Source organism: Cellulomonas sp. URHD0024 (assembly GCF_000426185.1).
Taxonomy (GTDB): domain Bacteria; phylum Actinomycetota; class Actinomycetes; order Actinomycetales; family Cellulomonadaceae; genus Cellulomonas.
In genome coordinates this window covers 976,763-998,047 of the sequence record NZ_AUEW01000001.1, presented here as the reverse complement: position 1 = coordinate 998,047, position 21,285 = coordinate 976,763, and the positions used below count along the sequence as shown (strand labels likewise).

The 21,285-nt window shown below is 72.2% G+C and carries 11 protein-coding genes; all 11 read left to right on the top strand.

Translation table 11 applies throughout. The annotated features are described in order from the left end of the window. The first annotated feature begins 1 nt into the window (after position 1). The 11 genes from I847_RS0104615 (at position 2) to leuA (ending at position 20,611) form a co-directional block, all read left to right on the top strand. A complete protein-coding gene (locus I847_RS0104615) occupies positions 2-1,567 on the top strand; it encodes a S9 family peptidase (RefSeq protein ID WP_028048757.1) in 1,566 nt (521 codons plus the stop codon). 118 nt (positions 1,568-1,685) lie between these two features. Further along, complete coding sequence (locus I847_RS0104610; RefSeq protein WP_028048756.1) at positions 1,686-2,561, top strand: PP2C family serine/threonine-protein phosphatase; 876 nt, start codon at positions 1,686-1,688, stop codon at positions 2,559-2,561. Beyond that, on the top strand, positions 2,558-3,784 hold the full coding sequence (locus I847_RS0104605) for an FHA domain-containing protein (protein WP_028048755.1): 1,227 nt from the start codon (positions 2,558-2,560) through the stop codon (positions 3,782-3,784). Before I847_RS0104610 ends, I847_RS0104605 begins: the two co-directional genes overlap by 4 nt. Then, positions 3,781-5,394, top strand: a complete 1,614-nt coding sequence (locus I847_RS0104600) for a serine/threonine-protein kinase (protein ID WP_028048754.1) — start codon at positions 3,781-3,783, stop codon at positions 5,392-5,394. The genes I847_RS0104605 and I847_RS0104600 overlap by 4 nt, the downstream gene beginning before the upstream one ends. Before the next feature lie 23 nt (positions 5,395-5,417). Next, the gene (locus I847_RS0104595; RefSeq protein WP_231384072.1) at positions 5,418-11,453 is read left to right on the top strand and encodes a fibronectin type III domain-containing protein; all 6,036 of its coding nucleotides are present in this window, start codon (positions 5,418-5,420) and stop codon (positions 11,451-11,453) included. A 50-nt stretch (positions 11,454-11,503) separates the two neighbouring features. Further along, positions 11,504-12,460, top strand: coding sequence for a MoxR family ATPase (locus I847_RS0104590; RefSeq protein ID WP_028048752.1), 957 nt, complete (start codon positions 11,504-11,506; stop codon positions 12,458-12,460). A 5-nt stretch (positions 12,461-12,465) separates the two neighbouring features. After that, on the top strand, positions 12,466-13,614 hold the full coding sequence (locus tag I847_RS0104585) for a DUF58 domain-containing protein (RefSeq protein ID WP_028048751.1): 1,149 nt from the start codon (positions 12,466-12,468) through the stop codon (positions 13,612-13,614). Beyond that, complete coding sequence (locus I847_RS21930; protein WP_051274435.1) at positions 13,611-15,920, top strand: transglutaminase family protein; 2,310 nt, start codon at positions 13,611-13,613, stop codon at positions 15,918-15,920. The genes I847_RS0104585 and I847_RS21930 overlap by 4 nt, the downstream gene beginning before the upstream one ends. A gap of 57 nt (positions 15,921-15,977) precedes the next feature. Next, entirely contained in the window at positions 15,978-17,165 is a 1,188-nt protein-coding gene (locus I847_RS0104575; RefSeq protein ID WP_028048750.1) for an RDD family protein, read from the top strand. Between the two features lie 19 nt (positions 17,166-17,184). Then, positions 17,185-18,672: a PQQ-binding-like beta-propeller repeat protein gene (locus I847_RS0104570; RefSeq protein ID WP_028048749.1), complete on the top strand. Its 1,488-nt coding sequence runs from the start codon at positions 17,185-17,187 to the stop codon at positions 18,670-18,672. A gap of 193 nt (positions 18,673-18,865) precedes the next feature. After that, a complete protein-coding gene (gene leuA, locus I847_RS0104565; RefSeq protein WP_028048748.1) occupies positions 18,866-20,611 on the top strand; it encodes a 2-isopropylmalate synthase in 1,746 nt (581 codons plus the stop codon). Positions 20,612-21,285 lie beyond the last annotated feature (674 nt).

Below are 21,285 nucleotides of genomic sequence, written 5' to 3'. Positions count from 1 at the left end.
GATGCTGCGCTCAGGGGAGCGGACGACGAGCAGGCCGGAGGCCGCAAGCCGGCGTCGTGCGGCGTACCGGATCACCGCCGCCACGGTGCTGGGTGTGGTGGTGCTCGCCGTGCTGGGAGCGGTCATGGGTCCGCAGTGGGACCCGGTGCCGTTGTCAGACCCGTTGACCGTCCAGACGCCGTCGACGGTGATCGGGGCCGCCGGCACGACCGGCAGCTATGAGGTCAAGACGTCGGTGGTGACGGTCCAGCTCGACGGCGAGACGATCGACGCCCGGATCAGCGAGCCGGTAGGCCTCGACGGCCCCAAGCCCGGGGTCGTGTTCATCCACGGCGCGGGCACGGGCCGCTACGAGATCGCGTTCCTCGCGCAGGCGCACGACCTCGCCGCGTCGGGCATCGTCGCGATGGTGCCCAACAAGCGGCTGGACACGTACACGACCCGACACCGCGACTACGTGGGGATGGCTCACGACTACGACGCCTCCGTGAAGCTGCTGCAGAACCATCCCGGCGTCGATCCGGACCGGGTGGGCCTGTACGCGGAGAGCGAGGGCGGCTGGATCGCCCCGGTCATCGCAGCCGAGGACCCCACCCTGGGCTTCGTCGTCCTGGTGTCCTCGCCCGTCGTCCCGCCGCGCCAGCAGGCAGCGTTCGCCGTCGACTCCTACCTGCGGAACACGGGCGTCCCGCACGGGGTGTTCCGGGCGATCCCGCGCGCGGTCGGCATGTCGATCCCCGGTGGCGGGTTCGAGTACGCGGACTTCGACGTCACGCCGTACCAACGCCGCATGACGCAGCCGGTCCTCGTCGTCTACGGCACGGGTGACGCCTCGATGCCCACGATCCAGGGTGCCCTGCAGGTCATCGACGACACCGCGCTGGCTGGGAACGGCGACGTGACGGTGCGCTACTACGCCGGCGCCAACCATGGCATCCGGGTGAACGGCGTGGTGGACGCAGACTTCGTGCGCGACCTGTCGGGATGGGTGCTCGGGCTGCCCGGCACCGCAGGCGCCGAGCCGCGAGTCGCCGGCGACCAGCCGGTGCAGACCTACGTCGCGGCGCCTGTCTCGCGGCCGCACTGGAACAGCAGCGTGGTCCTCGCGCTCACCGGGCTGGCCGTGGCGCTGATCGTGCTCGGCCCGCTCGCCGTCGCGGTCGCACGTGGCGCGGAGGCCGCGCTCGACCGCGTGCGCGACCGCCCGTCGGCGCCCGGCCCGAGGTTCGCGCACGGCATCCTGCCGCGCCTCCTCGCGGTGGGAACGGGCGCGATCCTCACCGTCGTCGCCCTGATCTGGTACATCGTCTCCGTCGCCCGTCTCGCCCTGAACTACCAGCACGACGACCTCGTGGTGCAAGGCGGCTGGATCCTCGTGCGGCTGCTCGGCGTCGCTGTCGTGCTCGGCGCGGTTCTCCTCGCGCGGAGGTACGGTCAAGCAAGGGCGACCGGTGCGCGACCGGCCCCAGGCGTTCTGCGGACCCTCGTCCTGTGGGGTGGCGTCGTCGGATCGGGCATCCTGCTCGTGGTCCTCGCCTACTGGGGTGTCTACCAGCTCGGCATCTGACCACAGGGTGGCCGCACGTGTGTACCTGGGACTCAGGTACGGGACGATGTGCGCCGATGATGACAGCAGGCACCGACCGGGTGTCGCCTCGTCGCGCAGACAGCTAGGGGGAACGCAGGTGCGAACGTCGTGGGGTTCTGCGACCGACCGCGGCCGCGTCCGCGATGTCAACGAGGACGCGCTCCTGGCCTACCCGCCGGTGTTCCTCGTGGCAGACGGCATGGGCGGTCACGACGCCGGTGACCTGGCCAGCCGGATCGCCGTCGAGGAGTTCGCCCAGCTGGCCGGGCAGGCCGCCGCCAGCGCCGACGACGTGCACGCGTGCTTCGAGCGGACCGCGGCCCGGATCCGGAACGAGTTCACCGGCGGGCGGCAGGGCGGAACGACCGTCGCCGGCGTCGCGGTCACCGAGCACGACGGCGGCTCGTACTGGCTGGTGTTCAACGTCGGCGACTCCCGGGTGTACCGGTGGGACGGCGAGGAGCTCGAGCAGGTGAGCGTCGACCACTCGGTCGTCCAGGAGCTCATCGACCTCGGCGAGATCGAGGTCGCCGACGCCGAGACGCACCCCGAGCGTCATGTCCTGACACGCGCCCTGGGGACAGGGGACGCCCCGGAGCCCGACTACTGGCTCCTGCCGGCCGGCCTGCAGGACCGGCTCCTCATCTGCACGGACGGGCTGACGCGCGAGCTCGGAGAGGCCGCGCTGCAGGACGTGCTCGTCGCGACCAGCGATCCCCAGGATGCAGCTGCGCTGCTGGTGCGGCTCGCCCTCGAGCACGGCGCGCGGGACAACGTCAGTGCCGTCGTGGTCGACGTGGCCACCTCGGCGGGTGCGCACGAGGACGTGCACATCACCGTCCCTCGTGGATCCGCCGACCTCGGCCCGCACCTGTGGGACGAGATGCTCAACGGCGCGACCGTCCCGAGGTTCTACGCTCCGGGATCGTCGCCGAGCGACGCGAGCAAGCTCAACGAGGAGGGCCCGTCATGAGTGTTCCCGAGTACTCCGCCGGCGAGTGGACGGCGATCGTGCGCCCCGGGTTCGTGGCGCTCCTGGGGCCCGCTGCGGCCGAGTCGACCGTGCGCGACCTCTGGCAGGCGACCGGAGACGGCGTCTTCGCGGCGCTCGCCCTGCTCGCGCGCGACGGGTTCGCGGGCCTTCCGCCGTTCGCGCTCGTGTCCGTCGACAAGCGCCGGGTGCATGCCGCGCTCCGCGGTGACGTCGAGGTCGTGGTGGATCTCGAGGGGCGCCTCGAGACGTTGCGGTCCGGCGAGGTCAGCACGTGGACCGAACGCGTCCTCGACGGCGTCGGGTCGGTCGTCGTGCAGGTGGACGCGCCAGCCGACGGCCCGACGCTCCCGGTCGCCGACGGTGTGGTGCGGGCGTCGCGCGTGCGCATCGCCCTGGCCGTCTCGGACGAGGACGTCGCCGCTGCCCAGGACGTCGATCCCGTTCCCGCGCAGGTGGTCGTCCCTCCGACGCCGACCGCCGAGCCCGAGCCGCTCGAGCCGTCCGCCGACGACGTGCCGGCCTCGGAGCCCTCGTTCGTCGAGGAGCCCGTGGCGCTGGTGCCCGTCGAAGAGCCCGAGACGGCCGCGGCGGACACGGATCCCCTCGGACTGGTGCCCGTGCGCGACGAGCAGACGGATGCGACCGGCGTCGTCGCTGCCGCCGAGGCGTTCCTGTCGGACTCCGCGTTCGACGAGAAGCACGGCACCGGAGGCCCGACCGTCCCGCTGACGGGCGCGTCCCTGGACGACCACGACGGTCTGACGATCCTGTCCACCGACCTGGCGGACATCCGTGACCAGCTTCCCTCGTGGGCGTCGGACGACATGCCGGCGCCGTTCCGCGCCCCCCAGGGTGCGCCCATGCCGGCCAAGCTGGTGCTCTCGACCGGTCTCGTCGTCCCCCTCGACCGGGCCGTGCTGCTCGGTCGCGCGCCGCAGGTGGCGCGAGTCTCCAACCGCGAGCTGCCGCGGCTCATCACCGTCCCGAGCCCCCAGCAGGACATCTCGCGCACCCATGCGGAGGTGCGTGTCGAGGGAGACCACGTCCTGGTCACGGATCTCGACTCGACCAACGGCGTGCACGTGGCTCGTCCGGGTGAGGGCGCCCGTCGGCTGCACCCCGGTGAGCCGAGCGTGGTGGGCCTGGACGAGCTCGTCGACCTCGGCGACGGCGTGACCTTCTCGCTGGAGCGGGGTTCGTGACCGCACGCCGCGAAGCCTCGAACCCGCCGCGCCTGCCCGGGTACGAGCCTGTCCGCGTTCTCGGTCTGGGTGGCTTCGCGGACGTGTTCCTGTACGAGCAGCAGCTTCCCCGGCGCGAGGTCGCGGTCAAGGTGCTGCTCGCCGGCAGTCTCGACGACGACGTCCGCACGCGGTTCCAGACCGAGGCCAACCTCATGGCCCAGCTGTCGCACCACCCGTCGATCGTGACGATCTACCACGCCGCGATCGCCGCCGACGGACGCCCGTTCCTCGTCATGGAGTACTGCTCGCGCCCCGGGCTGGCGGAGCGCTACCGGCAGGAGCGGATCTCGGTCCCCGAGGCCCTGCGGATCGGCATCCGCCTGGCGTCCGCGGTCGAGACGGCGCACCGTGCCGGGATCCTGCACCGCGACATCAAGCCGGCGAACGTGCTGACCACCGACTTCGGCTGGCCCGCCCTGACGGACTTCGGCATCGCCGCGACGACCGGCCAGGGCGGCGGGGCGACGGTGGGCATGTCGATCCCGTGGTCGCCGCCCGAGCTGCTCGGTGAGCACCCGACCGGTGACGCACGCTCGGACGTCTACTCTCTCGCCGCGACGATCTACTCGCTGCTCGCCGGCCGGACGCCGTTCGAGATCGCCGGTGGCCAGAACAGCGCCCAGCAGCTCGTCGCCCGGATCGAGCGGTCGCCGTTGCCGCCGACCGGTCGTGACGACGTGCCGCCCGCCCTGCAGGATGTCCTCGACAAGGCGATGGCCAAGGTGCCGGCACGGCGCTACGACTCCGCGGCGGCCGTGGCTCGGGCGTTGCAGCAGGTGGAGAGCGACCTGCGCCTGCCCATCACTCCGCTGGACCTGACAGAAGAGGCGCTCGCCGCACCGCAGCGCGACCAGGGAGGCCCGTTCGGCGGGCCGGACGGCGGCGAACCGGACGCGACCCGGCTGCGCTCGATCGTCAGCGTCGCTCCCCAGGAGGCCCCCGCTGCCGAGTCGCCGAGCCTCGTCGTCGGCGTCGTCCCGGGTGCCGACGACGCGACGCGGGTCCGTTCCATCACGACGGTGCCTGCGACCGCCGGGCCGGGCCCCGGCTCGACCGCGGTTGCTGCCTCGACGAGCACGGCTCGGCCGAACATGCCGACGTTCATCGCGCCGCAGGAGCCGGAGCCGACGGACGACCTCGACGTGCCTGGCCGGCGTCGGACGCGCCTGGTGGTCGGCGTCGTCTCGAGTCTGGTGGTCCTGGCGGCCGCCGTGACGCTCGGTGCCGTCGCGCTGAACGATGACGCGCCCAAGCCCCCCGCATCGGAGTTCACCCCGGAGCCGGCGCCGACCGCGATCGACGACGTGGTCCCGTCGCCGCACTCGCTGCTCGGCACGCGCCAACCCGACGGGTCCGTCGTGTTCGTCTGGGAGAACCCGGAGCCCCAGACAGGGGACCAGTACCTGTGGGGCGTCCTGGAGGTCACCGGCGAGCCCGAGCTCCAGCTCGTCGGGGTGCCGACGGTCACGGTGCCGTCGGACGGCAGCGAGAAGGTCTGCATCACGGTGTCGATCGTGCGTCAGGACCGCCGCGCGTCGGCGACTCCCGCACAGGGGTGCGCGTCGTGAGGTTCGCCCGGGTGCGCTCGAGGGTGACGACGACCGCCGCCGTGGTCGTCGTGCCGGTGCTCGTCGCCGTCCTCGCACTGATGAACCAGGGCTTCCCGCTCGCCCGGCTCGACCTGAACGACGGCGCGGTCTGGCTGACCGCCACGAACCAGAGCCAGCTCGGCAGGTACAACGCGAAGGTCGAGGAGCTCAACGGCGGGCTGGTGGCCAAGGGGACGACGTTCGACGTCCTGCAGGACGAGGGCGACATCCTGCTCGTCGAGCCCGGGCAGGCGTCCGTGGTCGACCCCGCCTCGGTGACGGTCACGACGCAGGTCGCCACCCAGGGTGCCAAGGTGGCCATGGCCGGCGGGACGGTGGCGATCTTCGATGCCGACGGCAACGCGTGGGTGCGGGCGATCGGGGACCTCGACGGGCTCGCCATCGGCACGGACGCGCCCGACGTCGAGCTCGGCCCGGGGGGCAAGGTCGTCGTCACCCAGGACGGCCTGGTGCTCGGCGTGGCCGCGAAGGACGGTGCCGTCACCCGGCTGGATCTGTCGAGCGGGGCGGTGGACAGCTCGCCCGACGGCGTTCTGGGCGCGGGAGACGTCGACCAGGTCACTGCGGTCGGCGACCAGCCCGTGACGCTCTCCGGACGTACGGTGCACACGCTGCACGGCACGGTCGACCTGGAGGGCGACAGCCTGCGGCTGCAGCAGCCCGGTCCGAGCTCGTCCGTGGTGCTCGTGGCCAGCACCACCGGGCTCATCGAGGTCCCGCTCGACGGCGGGGACGTCGTCGAGCACCCGACGAAGGGTTCGGGGAAGCCGGCGGCACCGGTGCGGGTGGGCACCTGCGCGCACGGCGCGTGGGCCACGGGGACGGGGTCGTACCTCCAGCTCTGCGACGGCGGGTCCGCGCACGTCAGCAACCTCGAGGGCATGTCGAGCGCCGACTCCCTGACCTTCCGGGTGAACCGTCAGGTCGTGGTGCTCAACGACACGTTGCGTGGTCGGTTGTGGCTGCCGCTGCAGGACACGAACCTGCGTGTCCCGAACTGGAACCAGGTCGTCCCGGAGGAGAACCCCGAGCAGTCGAAGGACGAGTCCCAGAGCTCGGACACGACGCAGGACCTGGTCACGGAGTGCTCGGGCCAGACGGCGCCGCCGACCGCGACCGACGACGAGTTCGGTGTCCGCCCCGGCCGCACGACCATCCTGCCCGTGGTCGACAACGACTCCTCGTCGGACTGCGGGATCCTCGCGATCTCCCAGTTCGACGCGGTGCCACCCGCGTTCGGGACCGTGGAGTCGATCTACGGCGGACGGGCGTTGCAGATCGAGGTGGCCGCAGGCGCCACGGGTACGGCCGACTTCACGTACACGATCTCGGACGGGCAGGGCAAGACAGCACCGTCGACCGCGCACGTGCGGCTCACGGTGCGCCCGCCGGGCGTCGACGCCCCGCCGCGCCAGCTGCGCACGGGGGCGCTGACCGTGGAGCAGGGGGGCCAGGCCGACCATCAGGTCCTCGCGGACTTCGACGACCCGGACGGCGACGACCTGCTGCTGGTCGGCGCGAGCGCGGTCGCGACGGCCGGCACGGTGCGCTTCCGGCAGGACGGGACCTTGACGTTCAAGGCCGACGGGTCGGCGCTCGGTCGCACCCGGGTGACGGTGCAGGTGTCCGACGGCACGACCACGACCGAGGGCTACCTCGACGTCGACGTGCGCCCCGGTGGCTCGCTCGCGCCACAGATCGACCCGGTCTTCGCGGTCACGTACGTGGACCAGCCCGTCACGCTGCACCCGCTCGACTCGGTGCGCAGCTCGTCCAGCGAGCCCCCACGCCTCGCCGGTGTCGACGACGTCGTCGGGGCGACGTTGACCCGCGACCTGCAGGGCGGAACCTTCACCTTCAGCGCCGCCCGTGCCGGCAGCTACTACGTGCAGTTCCTCGTCGCCGCATCGCCGCAGCAGGCCAGCGGGCTCGCGCGCATAGACGTCAAGGAGTGGCCCGAGACCGCGGCACCACCGGTCGCGGTACGGGACCAGGCGTCGCTGCCCGCCGGAGGCGAGGTCACCATCGACCCGCTCGACAACGACTCCGACCCGGCCGGCAAGGTGCTCGTCCTGCAGTCGGTCGACGTACCCGACGGCTCCGGGCTGAGGGTGGCCGTGCTGGACCACCACCTCGTGCAGATCCGCGCCGACCGCACGCTCACGGCGCCCGTCGTCCTGCGTTACTCGGTGTCGAGCGGTCAGTCGTCGGCGATCGGCGAGATCGTCGTCCAGCCGGTCCCCGCGTCGACCACGTCCCAACCGCCGGTCGTGCCGAACGTCGAGGTGGACGTCCGTACCGGCGGCGTCGTGACGATCCCCGTGCTCGAGGGCGCCTACGACCCGGACGGCGACCGCCCGACGCTGGTCCCGGTGCTGGACCAGGACGTCGCTCCGGGCGAGGGCCTGCTGTTCGTGTCCGGCGACGTGCTGCGGTACCAAGCACCGTCGACCCCGCTCACGGCGCACGCGTTGTTCTCCGTCCAGGACGCGACGGGCAACGTCACCGGAGCGTCCCTCACGGTGCGGGTCCACCAGTCCGACGCGTCGACCAAGGCGCCACCGCGGCCTCGCGACCTCGTCGCCCGGGTGTTCGAGGGCGACAAGGTCCGGATCGAGATCCCGCTCGTCGGGATCGACCCGGACGGCGACGGGGTGACGCTGCTCGGTGTCGCCTCCGGCGCGACCCACGGCCGTGTGACGGTCGGGGGACCGGACTGGCTGGAGTACGAGGCGCTGCCGAACGAGCTCGACACGGACGAGTTCACCTACGCGGTCGAGGACTGGACCGGACAGCGCGCGGTCGCCACGATCCGGGTCGGCATCGCTCCGCGACCCACGAGCACGGCGACGGTGACGGCGCGGGACGACCAGGTCACGGTCGGCCCGAATCGGCGTGTCGAGGTGCGCGTCCTGGCGAACGACGTCGACTCCAGCGGTGGTGACCTCGAGCTCGTGCCGGAGCTGGACCTGGCGGCCGGCGCCGAGGGCCTGGCAGAGGTGGAAGGGCGCCGCATCATCGTGCGGGCTCCGGAGACACCCACCGTGCTGCAGATCGGTTACACCGCGGTCAACGCCCGCGGTGGTCGGGACTCGGCCGTGCTCACGGTCACGGTGGCACGCGACGCGAAGGTGCTCCCGCCGATCGCCCGCGACGTGGTGGTCGGCGCACTCGACACGCTCGGCCGCACCGAGGTGACCGTCGACGTGCTGGCGGTCGCCCAGAACCCGAGCGGCCCGCTCAGCGACCTGGTGGTGTCCGTGCCGGGCTCTCTCGCAGATGTCGCCTCGGTGGTCGATGGCAAGGTCGTCGTGAAGCTCGTGGACCACGCTCAGACGGTGCCGTTCCTGCTCACGAACAAGACCTCTCCGGCGGCGGCGTCGTACGCGTTCGTCACCGTGCCCGCGCTCGGGTTCTTCCCGCCGACCCCTCGGCCCAAGGCGCCCGAGCTCCGGGTGGCCTCCGGTGCCCAGCTGCTGATCCCGCTCGACGAGCAGGTGCAGGTCGCGCCGGGCCGCATCCCGACCGTCGCCGACATCGCGGGGCTCAGCGCGACGAAGTCGGACCGCACGGACCTCCTGAAGGACAAGAAGACGCTCCAGTTCACCTCGGCGCCCGGCTACGCAGGGCCGGCGTCGATCACCGTCCCGGTCACCGACGCGTCCGGGCCGAACGACACGTCCGCGCGCACGTCGATCATCACGTTGCAGATCACGGTCTACGCGGTCGACGACCACCCGCCGACCTTCACCCCGTCGACGATCGACGTCGCGCCCGGCGAGGCCGCGCTGGCGGTGGACCTGCGCTCGTTCACGACCGGCCCCGAGGGTGACGCTGACCAGTCGCAGACCCGGTACACCTACCAGCTGACCGCTGCGGTGCCCTCCGGGTTCACGGCGACGATCGACGGGAGCGTGCTCCGCGTCGCGGCCGACGTGTCGACGCCCAAGGGCCGCACCGACAAGCTCAGCCTGAAGATCGGGTACGGCCGCAGCGGCTCGCTCGACCAGACGATCGACCTGCGAGTCATCGCGAGCACCCGGCGCAAGGCCCAGGTGCCCGACGTGCAGCTCGAGGGCGTCGAGGGCCGGGAAAGCACCGTCCAGGTGCTCGAGAACGCCTACAACCCCTTCCCGGGCTCTCCGCTCACGGTGGTCGGGGCAACGGTCGAGACGCCGGGCGCCGGTACGGCCACGGCGACGTCGAGCTCGGTCTCGGTGCGTCCGGCGATCGGCTTCATCGGACAGATCGTCACGCGCTTCAGGGTCCGCGACGTGACGGGTGACCCCGATCGTGAGGTCGAGGGCCGCGTCGTCATCGTGGTGCGCGGCAAGCCCGCGATCCCGACGGCCCCGCGGATCGGCGAGATCCGGGACCAGACCGTGGTCCTGTCGTGGGACGCCCCCGACAACCGCGGCGCGCTCATCTCCGGCTACCGCGTCGTCGCGAACCCGGGCAACATCGTGCGTGCGTGCGTCAGCACGACGTGCACGATCGACAACCTCACGAACGACACCGAGTACACGTTCACGGTGGCCGCGCAGAACGCCGTGGACTGGTCGGACCCGAGCCCGAGCTCGGCGCCTGCCCGACCGGACGCCGTGCCCGGACAGCCCGGCGTGCCCACGCTCGACTTCGGGTCCGGCTCCGTGCGCGCCATGTGGGCTGCGCCGGTCCAGACGGGGTCGCCGATCTCCAGCTACACGCTCGAGATCTCGCCGACGCCGTCGTCGGGCTCCGCGACCGTCACCTCGGCGACGACGAGCTACACGTTCACGGGTCTCACGAACGGCACGGCCTACACGGTGCGGGTCCGCGCGCACAACAAGGTGCCCGACCCGGGCCCGTGGTCCGACTCGTCGTTGCCGATGATCCCCGCGGCGCAGCCGGACACGCCGACCGTGGCCGCCTCGCGGACCGCCGTCGGGGCCTCCGGTCCGCAGATCAACGTGTCGTGGAGCGTTCCCGACGGGCACGGGGACGCGGTGCGGGGTTACGAGATCTCGATCGACAACGCGTCGCCGATCGCGCTCGACGCGTCGACGACGAGCTACGTGATCTCGCCTGCCCAGCGCGGTCACACCTACCAGGTCGCGGTCCGGGCGAAGAACAAGGCCGGCACGTCGCCGTGGGGCTCGGCCAACGGCGAGACGTGGAGCCAGCCGTCGGCACCGTCGGCACCGGGCATCGTCCCGGGATCGAGGTCCGTCCCGGCAGGGTCCGGCTCGGTCACCCTCACCTGGGGCCCGCCCGCCGACCCCGGCGGCCTGGGCGTCACCATCGACTACTACCAGCTCCAGGTCGGGTCCAAGGACGCTCCCATCACGCGCGTCGACGGAACGTCGAGCAGGCTCGAAAACCTCGCCGACGGACCGAGCCCGATAGCTCGCGTCCGCGCCGTGAACTCCCGCAAGAGCGAAGGTGACTGGTCGGAGCTTCCGCAGACCCAGGTGATCACCCAGCCCGCTACCCCCACGGTCAACGTGAGCCCCGGCCCGATCGACCAGGTCGCCGTCGAGTTCGTGGACGGGGACGACGGCGGGTCGCCGATCACCGCGCGGCGCTACAGCATCGACGGTGGTCGTACCTGGAAGACGGACATGCCGAGCGTCATCGACACGACGGTCCCCGTCACGGTCCAGTTCCAGGTCTCCAACCAGTACGGCTGGAGCCCCACCGCCACCGGCTCGGCGAGCCCGGGACAACCGGCCAAGCCGGACGCGCCGGCCAAGCCGGACGCCGTGGCGAACGACACCGACGGTACTGTCAGCATCTCCTGGGTGGCGCCACCCGACCACGGTCGCGCGATCGACCAGTACGAGTGGCAGTACAGCGGTGACGCGAAGGACAACGACACGGTCCCCGGCACCGACAGCAGCGCTGTACTGACCGTCAAGGGCCACGGTGTGGTCGTGATCCGGATCCAGGTCCGGGCGCACAACGCCAAGGGCTGGAGCGAATGGAGCCTGCCCTCCGACGAGGTCTCAGTTTCGTTGCCGGAAGTGCCGACACCATGAGCAGGACGACCGAGTACGACCCGACGACCGATCATCTGGAGAACGCGTACATGGACCCCGAGCAGAGCACCTGGTTCGCCGAGACCTTCGACGCCCTCGTGTCCAACGTGGGCCTCGCGCTGCTGGGCAAGGACCACACCGTCCGTCTGGCGCTGACGGCGATGATCGCCGAGGGCCACCTGCTGCTCGAGGACGCGCCGGGTACCGGGAAGACATCGCTCGCCAAGGCGCTCGCCGCCACGGTCCAGGGGAGCCACCACCGCATCCAGTTCACGCCTGACCTGCTGCCGTCGGACGTCACGGGGGTGACGATCTACGACCAGGGCACGCACCGGTTCGAGTTCCACCCGGGCCCGATCTTCGCGTCCGTCGTGCTCGCCGACGAGATCAACCGCGCGTCGCCCAAGACGCAGGCCGCCCTGCTCGAGGTGATGGAGGAGGGCAACATCACGGTCGACGGTGTCACCCACCCGGTCGGCCGCCCGTTCATGGTCATCGCGACGCAGAACCCGATCGAGCAGGCCGGGACCTACCGGCTCCCTGAGGCGCAGCTCGACCGCTTCCTCATCAAGACGTCGCTCGGCTACCCGGACCGGTCTGCGACGATCGAGATCCTGGCCGGCGCCAAGGACCGCACCGTCAACCTGCAGCCCCGCATCACGACCGAGGCCGTGGGCACGATGTCGGACCTGGCGCAGACCGTGCACATCGACGACGTCGTGCTCGACTACGTGGCGCGGTTGACAGAGGCGACCCGCGACGACGCGCAGACGGTGATCGGTGCGAGCGTGCGCGGAGGCCTCGCCCTCGTCCGCACGGCCAAGGTCTGGGCCGCGTCCGCGGGCCGGGAGTACGTCATCCCCGACGACATCAAGCTGCTGGCCCAGCCCGTCCTCGCCCACCGCCTCGTGCTCGACACGGAGGCCGAGTTCGCCGGTGTGACCGCGATCGACGTGCTCGCACGGATCCTCGAGACGACCGCGCCGCCAGCCCTGCGGGCGGCCTGAGCACCATGGGTCTGCGGGTCTCCACGGTCGGCTGGGGGGTGGCGGTCGTCGCTCTGGGCTGCCTGCTGGCCGGCCGACGGTTCGGCTGGCTCGAGCTCGCGGCGATCGGCGCCGCGCTCACCGCCGTGCTGCTGGTCTCCCTGCTCATGACGGTGGGCCGCTCCCGGTACGCGATCACGCTCGACATGGCCGACCGGCGCGTCAAGGTGGGGGAGCGTGCGCTGGGCCGGCTCGAGGTGCGCAACATCGCGCGACGGCGCTCCCTGCCCTCGCGGGTGGAGCTGCCCGTCGGTGCGGTGACTGCCGAGTTCTCCGTGCCGGCGCTGGGCGCGGGGGCGGAGCACGACGACCTGTTCGCCATCCCGACGGCGCGGCGCGCCGTGATCATCGTCGGACCGGTGCGTTCTGTGCGCGGCGACCCGTTCGGTCTCGCGCGGCGCAGCGTGCGCTGGACGAGGCCGGTCGAGCTGTTCGTGCACCCCCTGCTCGTCTCGCTCGCCGGCGCCAGCTCGGGTCTCCTGCGTGACCTCGAGGGGCAGGCCACCCGTGACCTGTCCGACTCGGACCTGTCGTTCCACGCGCTGCGCGACTACGTGGCCGGGGACGACCGCCGCTACATCCACTGGCGCACGACCGCCCGCCGCGGAAGCCTGATGGTCAAGCAGTTCGAGGACACGCGGCGGACGCAGACGGCGATCGCGCTGGCCACGGACCCGCGGGACTACGCCGACGACGACGAGTTCGAGCTGGCGGTCTCCGTGGTCGGCTCGGTGGGAGTCCAGACCATCCGGGACGAGCGCGAGCTCGCCGTGCTGGCCGGACCAGGGACGTTGCGCGTCGAGACACCGCCGTTGCTGCTCGACGACTGCTCCGGGCTGCAGCTGAGCTCCAGCGGCGCGGGTATGGCCTTGCTCGGCCGCCGCGTCGCGCGCGAGGCGCCCGAGGCCTCGGTCGCGATGCTGGTCACAGGGTCGGAACCGACGAACACCGACCTTCGGCTGGGATCGCGGTACGTGCCCGTCGGGACCCGCACCGTCGTCGTGCGGTGCGAGCGCGGCGCTGACGTCTCGGTGCGGACGCACGGTTCACTGAGCCTGGCGACGCTGGGGTCGCTCGACGACCTGCCCCGCCTGCTGCGGCGGGTGACGGCATGACGACTCTCGTCCCGGCGCGCTCCCTGCGCGCGGGGTCGGTCGACACTGCGGTGCTCCTGGGCGCTATCGGCTTCGCGCTGCTGCCGCTCTTGTCGGTGTACGGCGACCAGGCAGCCGTCCCGGCGCTCGTGGGCGGCCTGGTGCTGGGCGCCGGGGTCGCGGCGCTCGGCGCATGGCGTCGGTGGTCGGCGCTGACCGTGGTCGCCGCCCTGGTGGTCGTGTTCTTCGTCGCGGGTGGGCCGCTCGCCGCCCCGCGCACCACGATCCAGGGGTTGGTACCGACCCTGAGCACCGTACGGGCTCTCGCCAGCGGTGTGGTGTCGACCTGGAAGCAGGTGCTCACCCTGCAGCCACCGATCGGGACGAGCGGCACGCTCCTGGTCGCCATGTACACCCTCGCCTTCGCCGGCGCCGCCGCCGCGGCCGCGGTGACTCTTCGCGCGCGGCGCCCGGCGTTCGGCGCTTCCGCCGCGGTCGTGCCCGTCGTCGCCGTCGTCGGGGCGATCGTGCTCGGCACGCGGACACCGGCGATCCCCCCGACGCTCACCGGCACGGTGCTCGCCGTCGTGCTGCTGCCGTGGGCCGCGTGGCGGTCCGGTGGCCTCCGGCTGCGCCGCGTCGTCGCGTCGACCATGCTCCTGGTGGTCGCTGCCGCGGCGGGGACGTTCGGGGCGCCGGCGGTCGTGGGGTCGTCGAACAGGTTCGTGGTGCGCGACGAGATCGTGCCGCCCTTCGACCCTCGCGCCTACCCGAGCCCGCTGTCCGCGTTCCGGGAGTTCGTGAAGGAGGACGCCGACACGACGTTGTTCACCGTCTCGGGCCTGCCGGATGGTGCGAGCATCCGGCTGGCGACGATGGACCGGTACGACGGTGTGGTGTGGAACGTCGCCGGCGACGGTTCCGCTGAGGCGTCCGGTGAGTTCCGCCGTGTCGGCGACGTGATCGAGTCGGGCACGCGCGGTACGCCGGCGCGGGTGTCCTTCCACATCGACCAGCTCGGCGGCGTCTGGCTGCCGACCGTCGGCCAGGCGACCTCGTTCGACGTCACCGACCCGGCGGTGTCGAACGGTCTGCGCTACAACGACGCGACCGGTGCCGCGGTGGTCACCGGCGGCGTCCACCCCGGGCTCTCGTACGACATCGACGTCGTGGTCCCGCCGGTCCCGGACCTCAAGACCGTCGGCCGCGCCCCGGCGTCGGACGTCGCGCAGCCCCCGCCCGCCGCGGTGCCGGACATCGTCCTGAACACGGCGTCGGACGTCGCCCGGGACGCAGGCAGCCCCGTGCAGATCGCGTCGGCGCTCTCGAGCTGGCTCAGCCAGCAGGGCTTCTTCAGCCACGGGATCGTGGACAGGGGCGACTACGTGTCTCTCTCCGGCCACGGCGGCGACCGGATCACGACGCTTCTCGGCGGCGACGTCATGGTCGGCGACGGTGAGCAGTACGCGGCCGCGATGGCGCTCATGGCACGCGAGATGGGACTGCCCGCCCGCGTCGTGCTCGGCTTCAAGCCCGAGGCCGACGCCACCGGGAAGACGGCGTCCGACAAGCCCGTCAAGGTGACCGGCAAGGACATCAAGGCCTGGGTCGAGATCCCGTTCCGGGGCTACGGCTGGATCCCGTTCGACCCGACGCCGCCGCCCGAGCAGACGCCGCAGGAGAACGACAAGGACAAGCAGACCGAGCCCAACCCGCAGGTCGTGCAGCCGCCGCCGCCGCCCCCCGCCGCGGTCAACCCGCCCGACGAGGACACCGAGCAGCCTCAGACGGACGACCCGGCGCCCAAGGAGGAGGCCACGCCGCTGTGGCTCCGCGTGACCCAGGTCGCAGGCGTCGCCGCGATCCCGCTGGTGCTGCTGGCGGCGCCGTTCGTGGTCATCGTCCTGCTCAAGGTCCGGCGCCGCCGCCGTCGTCGGCGTAGCGCGGACCCGGTGGTGCGTGTCGCCGGGGGATGGGACGAGGTGCTCGACGTCGCACGCGACCTGCGGCATCCCACCGGCGGCCTCGCCACCCGCAACGAGTCAGCCAGAGCGCTCGCGGCCTCGTTCGAGGACGTTCCCGACGGTGCGCTGGTCGCCTCGAGGGTCGGGGCGCTCGCCCGTTCGGCCGACCGTGCGGTCTTCAGCCCGGCGACACCGAGTCCGGAGCAGGCGGCCGCATACTGGGCAGATGTCCAGGTTGCGGTCGCGGCGATGGCGCACAGCGTCGGTTGGCGACGCCGCGTCCGGGCTCGGCTCTCGACGGCCTCGCTGCGCCAGGAGAACCGGCGTCGGCGCGCTGCCCGCCGCTCGCGTGTCGTCTCCTAGCGCCGGGTGCCCAGCTCGTCCATGTCCACACGACCGGTCCGATCGCAGGGAGCTCAGGTGAACGCCCGGTACGCGCGAGCCGACGCGGCGCCGCCGGCCTCGATGGGTCGACGCTTCGCGGCTGTGCTGCTGGACGCCGTTGCCTGGCTGGTACTCGGAGGCTGGATCGTCGTCGCCGGCGTCATCGCCTGGGCCCGAGCCGAGCCGTCCACCCAGGCGTCCGACGACGCCGTGGCGCTCATGACGATCGGGCTGGCGCTCACGGGTGCCCTCGTCGTGACGCAGTGGATCCTGCACGGCAGGCTGGGGTGGACCCTCGGACGACTCGCCACCGGTGTGCGGACCCTCGACGTCGAGTCGCGGCAGCCCATCGGGATCGCGCGCATCTTCGTGCGCTTCGTGGTCGTCGCGGCCGGCGCCGTCGTGGCGCTGCTCGGTGCGCTGGTGGTGCTCCTGTCGCCGTTCTTCGACCGGACCGGGCGGAACCGTGGGTGGCACGACCGCGCAGCCGGTGACGAGGTGCTCGACGTGCGCCGGTCCGTGCTCGCAGCCGCGCAGCAGCCACCGCGCCGCAGCCGTCCCTCAGTCACGACAGCCTCCACTGTCGCGAGTACTGCGAGTGCCGCGGCTGTCGTCGCCGAGCCCACGGCCGCGCCGCGGCACGCCGCGCCGGTTCCCGCCTGGGCGTCGATCCCTCGGCCACCGATGGTCAGCCCCCCTCCGCCGTCGTCGCTGGTGCTTGCCCCCGTCGCCCCGCGGCGCAGCGGCCCGGACCTCGACACGCGCGCCATCCCCGTGGTGCGGCCCGGCCTCTCGTACGGCCTCGCGCCCGAGCTGGAGATGACCCGCCCGGCGCCACCGCGCACCGCCGCCGTCCTCAGTCATCCGCCCGTCGCGGAGCGGATGGGCGCAGAGTTCGAGCTCTCCGACGGCCGCCGCGTGAGCATCGAGCGCATCGCGCTGGTGGGCCGCAACCCGGCGTCCGACGCCCCGGTCCAGCTCGTCCGCGTCGCCGACCCCGGTCGCTCGGTGTCCAAGACCCATCTCCAGATCGGGGTCGAGCGGACGGGCGTCTGGGTGGCGGACCGGGGGTCGACCAACGGCACGGTGGTGACCCTGCCCGACGGCGGCCAGGTGATCTGCGGTGTGGACCAGCAGGTCCGGCTCCGGGTGGGCTCGACGGTGCTGTTCGGGGACTGCTCGATGCGGCTCGTCTGGGTGCCCGGGACGGGTCTCGCGGGCTAGGGGCGCCTAGAGTCGGTGCATGGCGGTGCGACGCCTGGCCGAGCGGCCGACGATGCAGCTCGTAGGACTGGACGAGGACGCGACGGACGCGTCACCGCCCGTCCGATCCGCGCCCGATCGGCTGCGCGATGCTGCGGCCGGCGCCCGGAGCTGGGCGTCCCAGAGGCCGGCGGCGGCGGTCGTCGCGACACTCTCTGTGCTCGCACTGCTGACCGGCGTGGTGCTCGCCGGGCCGCAGTGGCTGAGCCGACGCGAACGCGCCCAGGTGCTCGGGCCTGCGGCGTTCGTCGGCGCGGTGCACTCGTTGCGCTCGGCACCCGAGGTCCGCTGGCGGGTCGACGTCGACGGTGCGATGCCCCCGGTGCTCGTCGACGACGTGCTGGTCGTCGCAGCGGGGTCGGCGGACGCGCGGGACCGCCGGGTCGTCGGCCTGGATGCGGTCACGGGCGAGACCCGCTGGACCGTACCCCTCGGCACGGATCCGGTGCCCGACACGGTCTCGTGCCGGTCGACGGGCCCGCTCCTCACGTGCGTCGCAGGTCCGGCACCCCAGCCCGACCGCCGGGACCTGCCCCAGGTGCCGGACGGTGACGCGGCACCCGGAGCGGTCTGGGCGATCGACCCGACCGACGGCACGGTGCGCGCTCAGCACCCTGGCGCCGGCTGGACCCTGGCGACCGCCGCTGTGGGCTCCGACCTCGTGGTGGCGGCGTACACGGCCGGTCGGCTGACGATCCGCAGGCTCGACCCGGTCACGGGCAAGGAGGTCTGGGCCGCCGACCGGTTGCTGTCCGGATCGTTCACTCCCGTGAACGGTCGTATCCGGCTCGTGGCCGCGGGTGACCTGGTCATGGTGACCCGCAACGACAGCACGCTCCTGCTCGACGCGGCCACCGGGCAGCGGGAGGCGCGCGGGACGGCGACCCTCGGCGCCGAGCAGACCACGCTCGACCCGGACGGCACCGTCGTGCGGCAGGAGTACCGGTTGCTGGGCTCGGCGATCGTCGCTCGGTCCTCGCTGGCCAACGGCATGGACCATCCGTGGCTCTTCGCGGAGGGCTCGGTGCTCTCGGTGGACGTGGCCGACGGTTCGTCGGATCTCACGTTCACGACCAACGGGCTGGGGGTCGACGGCATCCGGGCGTACCGCGCCGGCGTGGACCAGCAGGTCTGGCAGACGCCGACCCGGGGGACGCGGGTGTCGGTCGCCGCGGCTGGTCGCGTGGTGGTGCGCAATGCGGGGACGCTCGCGGGACTCGACGCCGCCGACGGATCGGTCGCCTGGGTGCGTGACCTCGGCGCGGTCTCGGGACCGGCGCTGACGGACGGCAGGCGGGTCGGGGTGCTCACCGGTGGGCTGGACGACCGAGCGGTACTGGTCGCCCTCGACCTGGAGGACGGCAGGCTCGCCTGGCAGCTTCCGCTGCCCCCAGGGACCTCGCGCGTGGTCCGGCTGGGCACCCAGCTGTACGCCGTCGGGGACCACGCGCTGGTCGCGTTGCGCTGACCTGACCGGCCTCGACCATCCGTCCTGCGGTCCAGGTTGCGAAGGTGTCCCGTGTTCGGGGTACGGTGACTTCGTGCTCGGGATCACCCTCCTTCTTCGTTGCCGCGACGAGGCCCTCTAAGGCCGCATCCTCGTCGCGGTGTCGCGTGTGCCGGCTGACCCCCCGCCGAACGCCCCGAAGGACGAGGACCCCATGAGTTATCTGGAGACGAGCGCACAGCAGCCGTCGTCGATGCCGGTGCACAAGTACCGCCCCTTCCACGAGCAGATCCGCGTCGAGCTGCCCGACCGCCAGTGGCCCGACCGCCGCATCACCAAGGCCCCGCGCTGGTGTGCCGTGGACCTGCGCGACGGCAACCAGGCGCTGATCGAGCCGATGAACCCGGCCCGCAAGCTGGAGATGTTCGAGCTGCTCGTACAGCTGGGCTTCAAGGAGATCGAGGTCGGGTTCCCGTCCGCCTCGCAGACGGACTTCGACTTCGTCCGCAAGCTCATCGAGGAGAACCTGATCCCGGACGACGTCGTCATCCAGGTGCTGACGCAGGCGCGTGAGCACCTGATCGAGCGGACGTACGAGGCGATCGCGGGTGCCAAGCAGGCGATCGTGCACCTGTACAACTCGACGTCGACGCTGCAGCGCGAGGTCGTGTTCCGGTCCGACGAGGACGGCATCATCGACATCGCGGTATCGGGTGCCCGGTTCTGCAAGAAGTACGAAGAGCTCATCCCCGACACCGACGTGTTCTACGAGTACTCGCCGGAGTCGTACACGGGTACCGAGCTGGAGTACGCGCTGAGCATCTGCAACGCGGTGCTGGAGGAGCTGGCGCCCACGCCCGACCGCAAGGTGATCATCAACCTGCCGGCGACCGTGGAGATGGCGACGCCGAACGTCTACGCGGACTCGATCGAGTGGATGAGCCGCAACCTGCGCTACCGCGAGAGCGTGGTGCTGTCCCTGCACCCGCACAACGACCGCGGCACCGCCGTGGCCGCTGCGGAGCTGGGCTACCTGGCCGGCGCCGACCGCATCGAGGGCTGCCTGTTCGGCAACGGCGAGCGCACCGGGAACGTCGACCTGGTGACGCTCGGCATGAACCTGTTCAGTCAGGGCGTCGACCCCGAGATCGACTTCTCGGACATCGACCACATCCGGCGCACGGTCGAGCGCTGCAACCAGCTGCCGGTCGCGGAGCGCCACCCGTACGGCGGGGACCTGGTGTTCACGGCGTTCTCCGGGTCGCACCAGGACGCCATCAAGAAGGGTCTGGCGGCCATGGAGGTCTCGGCTGCGGCGCAGGGCGTCTCGGTCGACGACCTGGTCTGGGCCGTGCCGTACCTGCCGATCGACCCGAAGGACGTCGGCCGCTCGTACGAGGCGATCATCCGCGTCAACTCGCAGTCCGGTAAGGGCGGCATCTCCTACCTGATGAAGTCCGAGAAGGACCTGGACCTGCCGCGCCGGCTGCAGATCGAGTTCTCCCAGGTGGTGCAGAAGCACACCGACCAGCACGGCACCGAGGTCACCGCCGACGAGCTGTGGCACATCTTCAACGACGAGTACCTGCCGGTCGAGGAGGGCAGCCCGTTTGCTCCCTGGGGCCGGTTCTCGCTGCGCGGCACGCGCGGCACCAGCGTCGAGGACGGGCCTGACACGCTCGAGGTGGACCTGGTCGACCGGGAGGTCCAGCGGACGCTGCGCGGGTCCGGTAACGGGCCCGTCGCTGCCTTCGTCGCGGCCCTCAAGGACCTCGGCGTCGACGTCGCTGTCCTCGATTACGCCGAGCACGCCCTCTCTGCGGGAGGCGACGCCGCAGCGGCCGCCTACGTGGAGTGCGCGATCGGCGACGAGATCCTGTGGGGCGTCGGCATCGACCCCTCCATCACCACCGCCTCGCTGAAGGCGATCATCTCGGCCGTCAACCGGCACGAGCGCTGACACAGCGCTCTTTCACCCCCTGACGCCCGGGGCCGCCGCACCATCCAGCGCGGTTCGCCCCGGCGCGCCCGGCGCTGCCTCGGCAACCCCGAGACGCGTCGAGCGCTGACGTCCGTGTTGCCGGTCCCCGCTGTGCGGTCCCGTCGCCATCCCAGGCGGGCGCGTGCCGTGGGGACCGGCGGCGCGGCACCCAGCGTGCTGGCATGGCGTCTTGGGCGGGGCACGCCTGCCGTGGGCACTGCCAGCGCGGCACCCAAGGTGCTGGCATGGCGTCTTGGGCGGGGCACGCCTGCCGTGGGCACTGCCAGCGCGGCACCCAGGGTGACGGCATGGCGAGGTCCCAGGTGGTTGCGGCGGCTTACGTCGTCCTGCGGCACGATGACGAGGTCCTCCTGCAACAGCCGCGGGGGGGGCCTACGTCTGTGCTGAGGCACGACGACGCCGTCCTCGTTGCGGCCGCGGCGGCGGACCGGCTGCATGGACCGGTAACGGCCTGCCCGGTGGCCGGACCTTCTGCGCCTGTCCGGTGGCCGGACCTGCTGGGCCTGTCCGGTGGCCGGACTTGCTGGGCCTGCCCGGTGGCCGGACGTGCTGTCCGGTGGCCGGACACGCTGGGCCTGCCATGTCCGTGCCGCCAGTGAGGATGTTCGAAGGTCTCAGACCGGCTGGGGGCG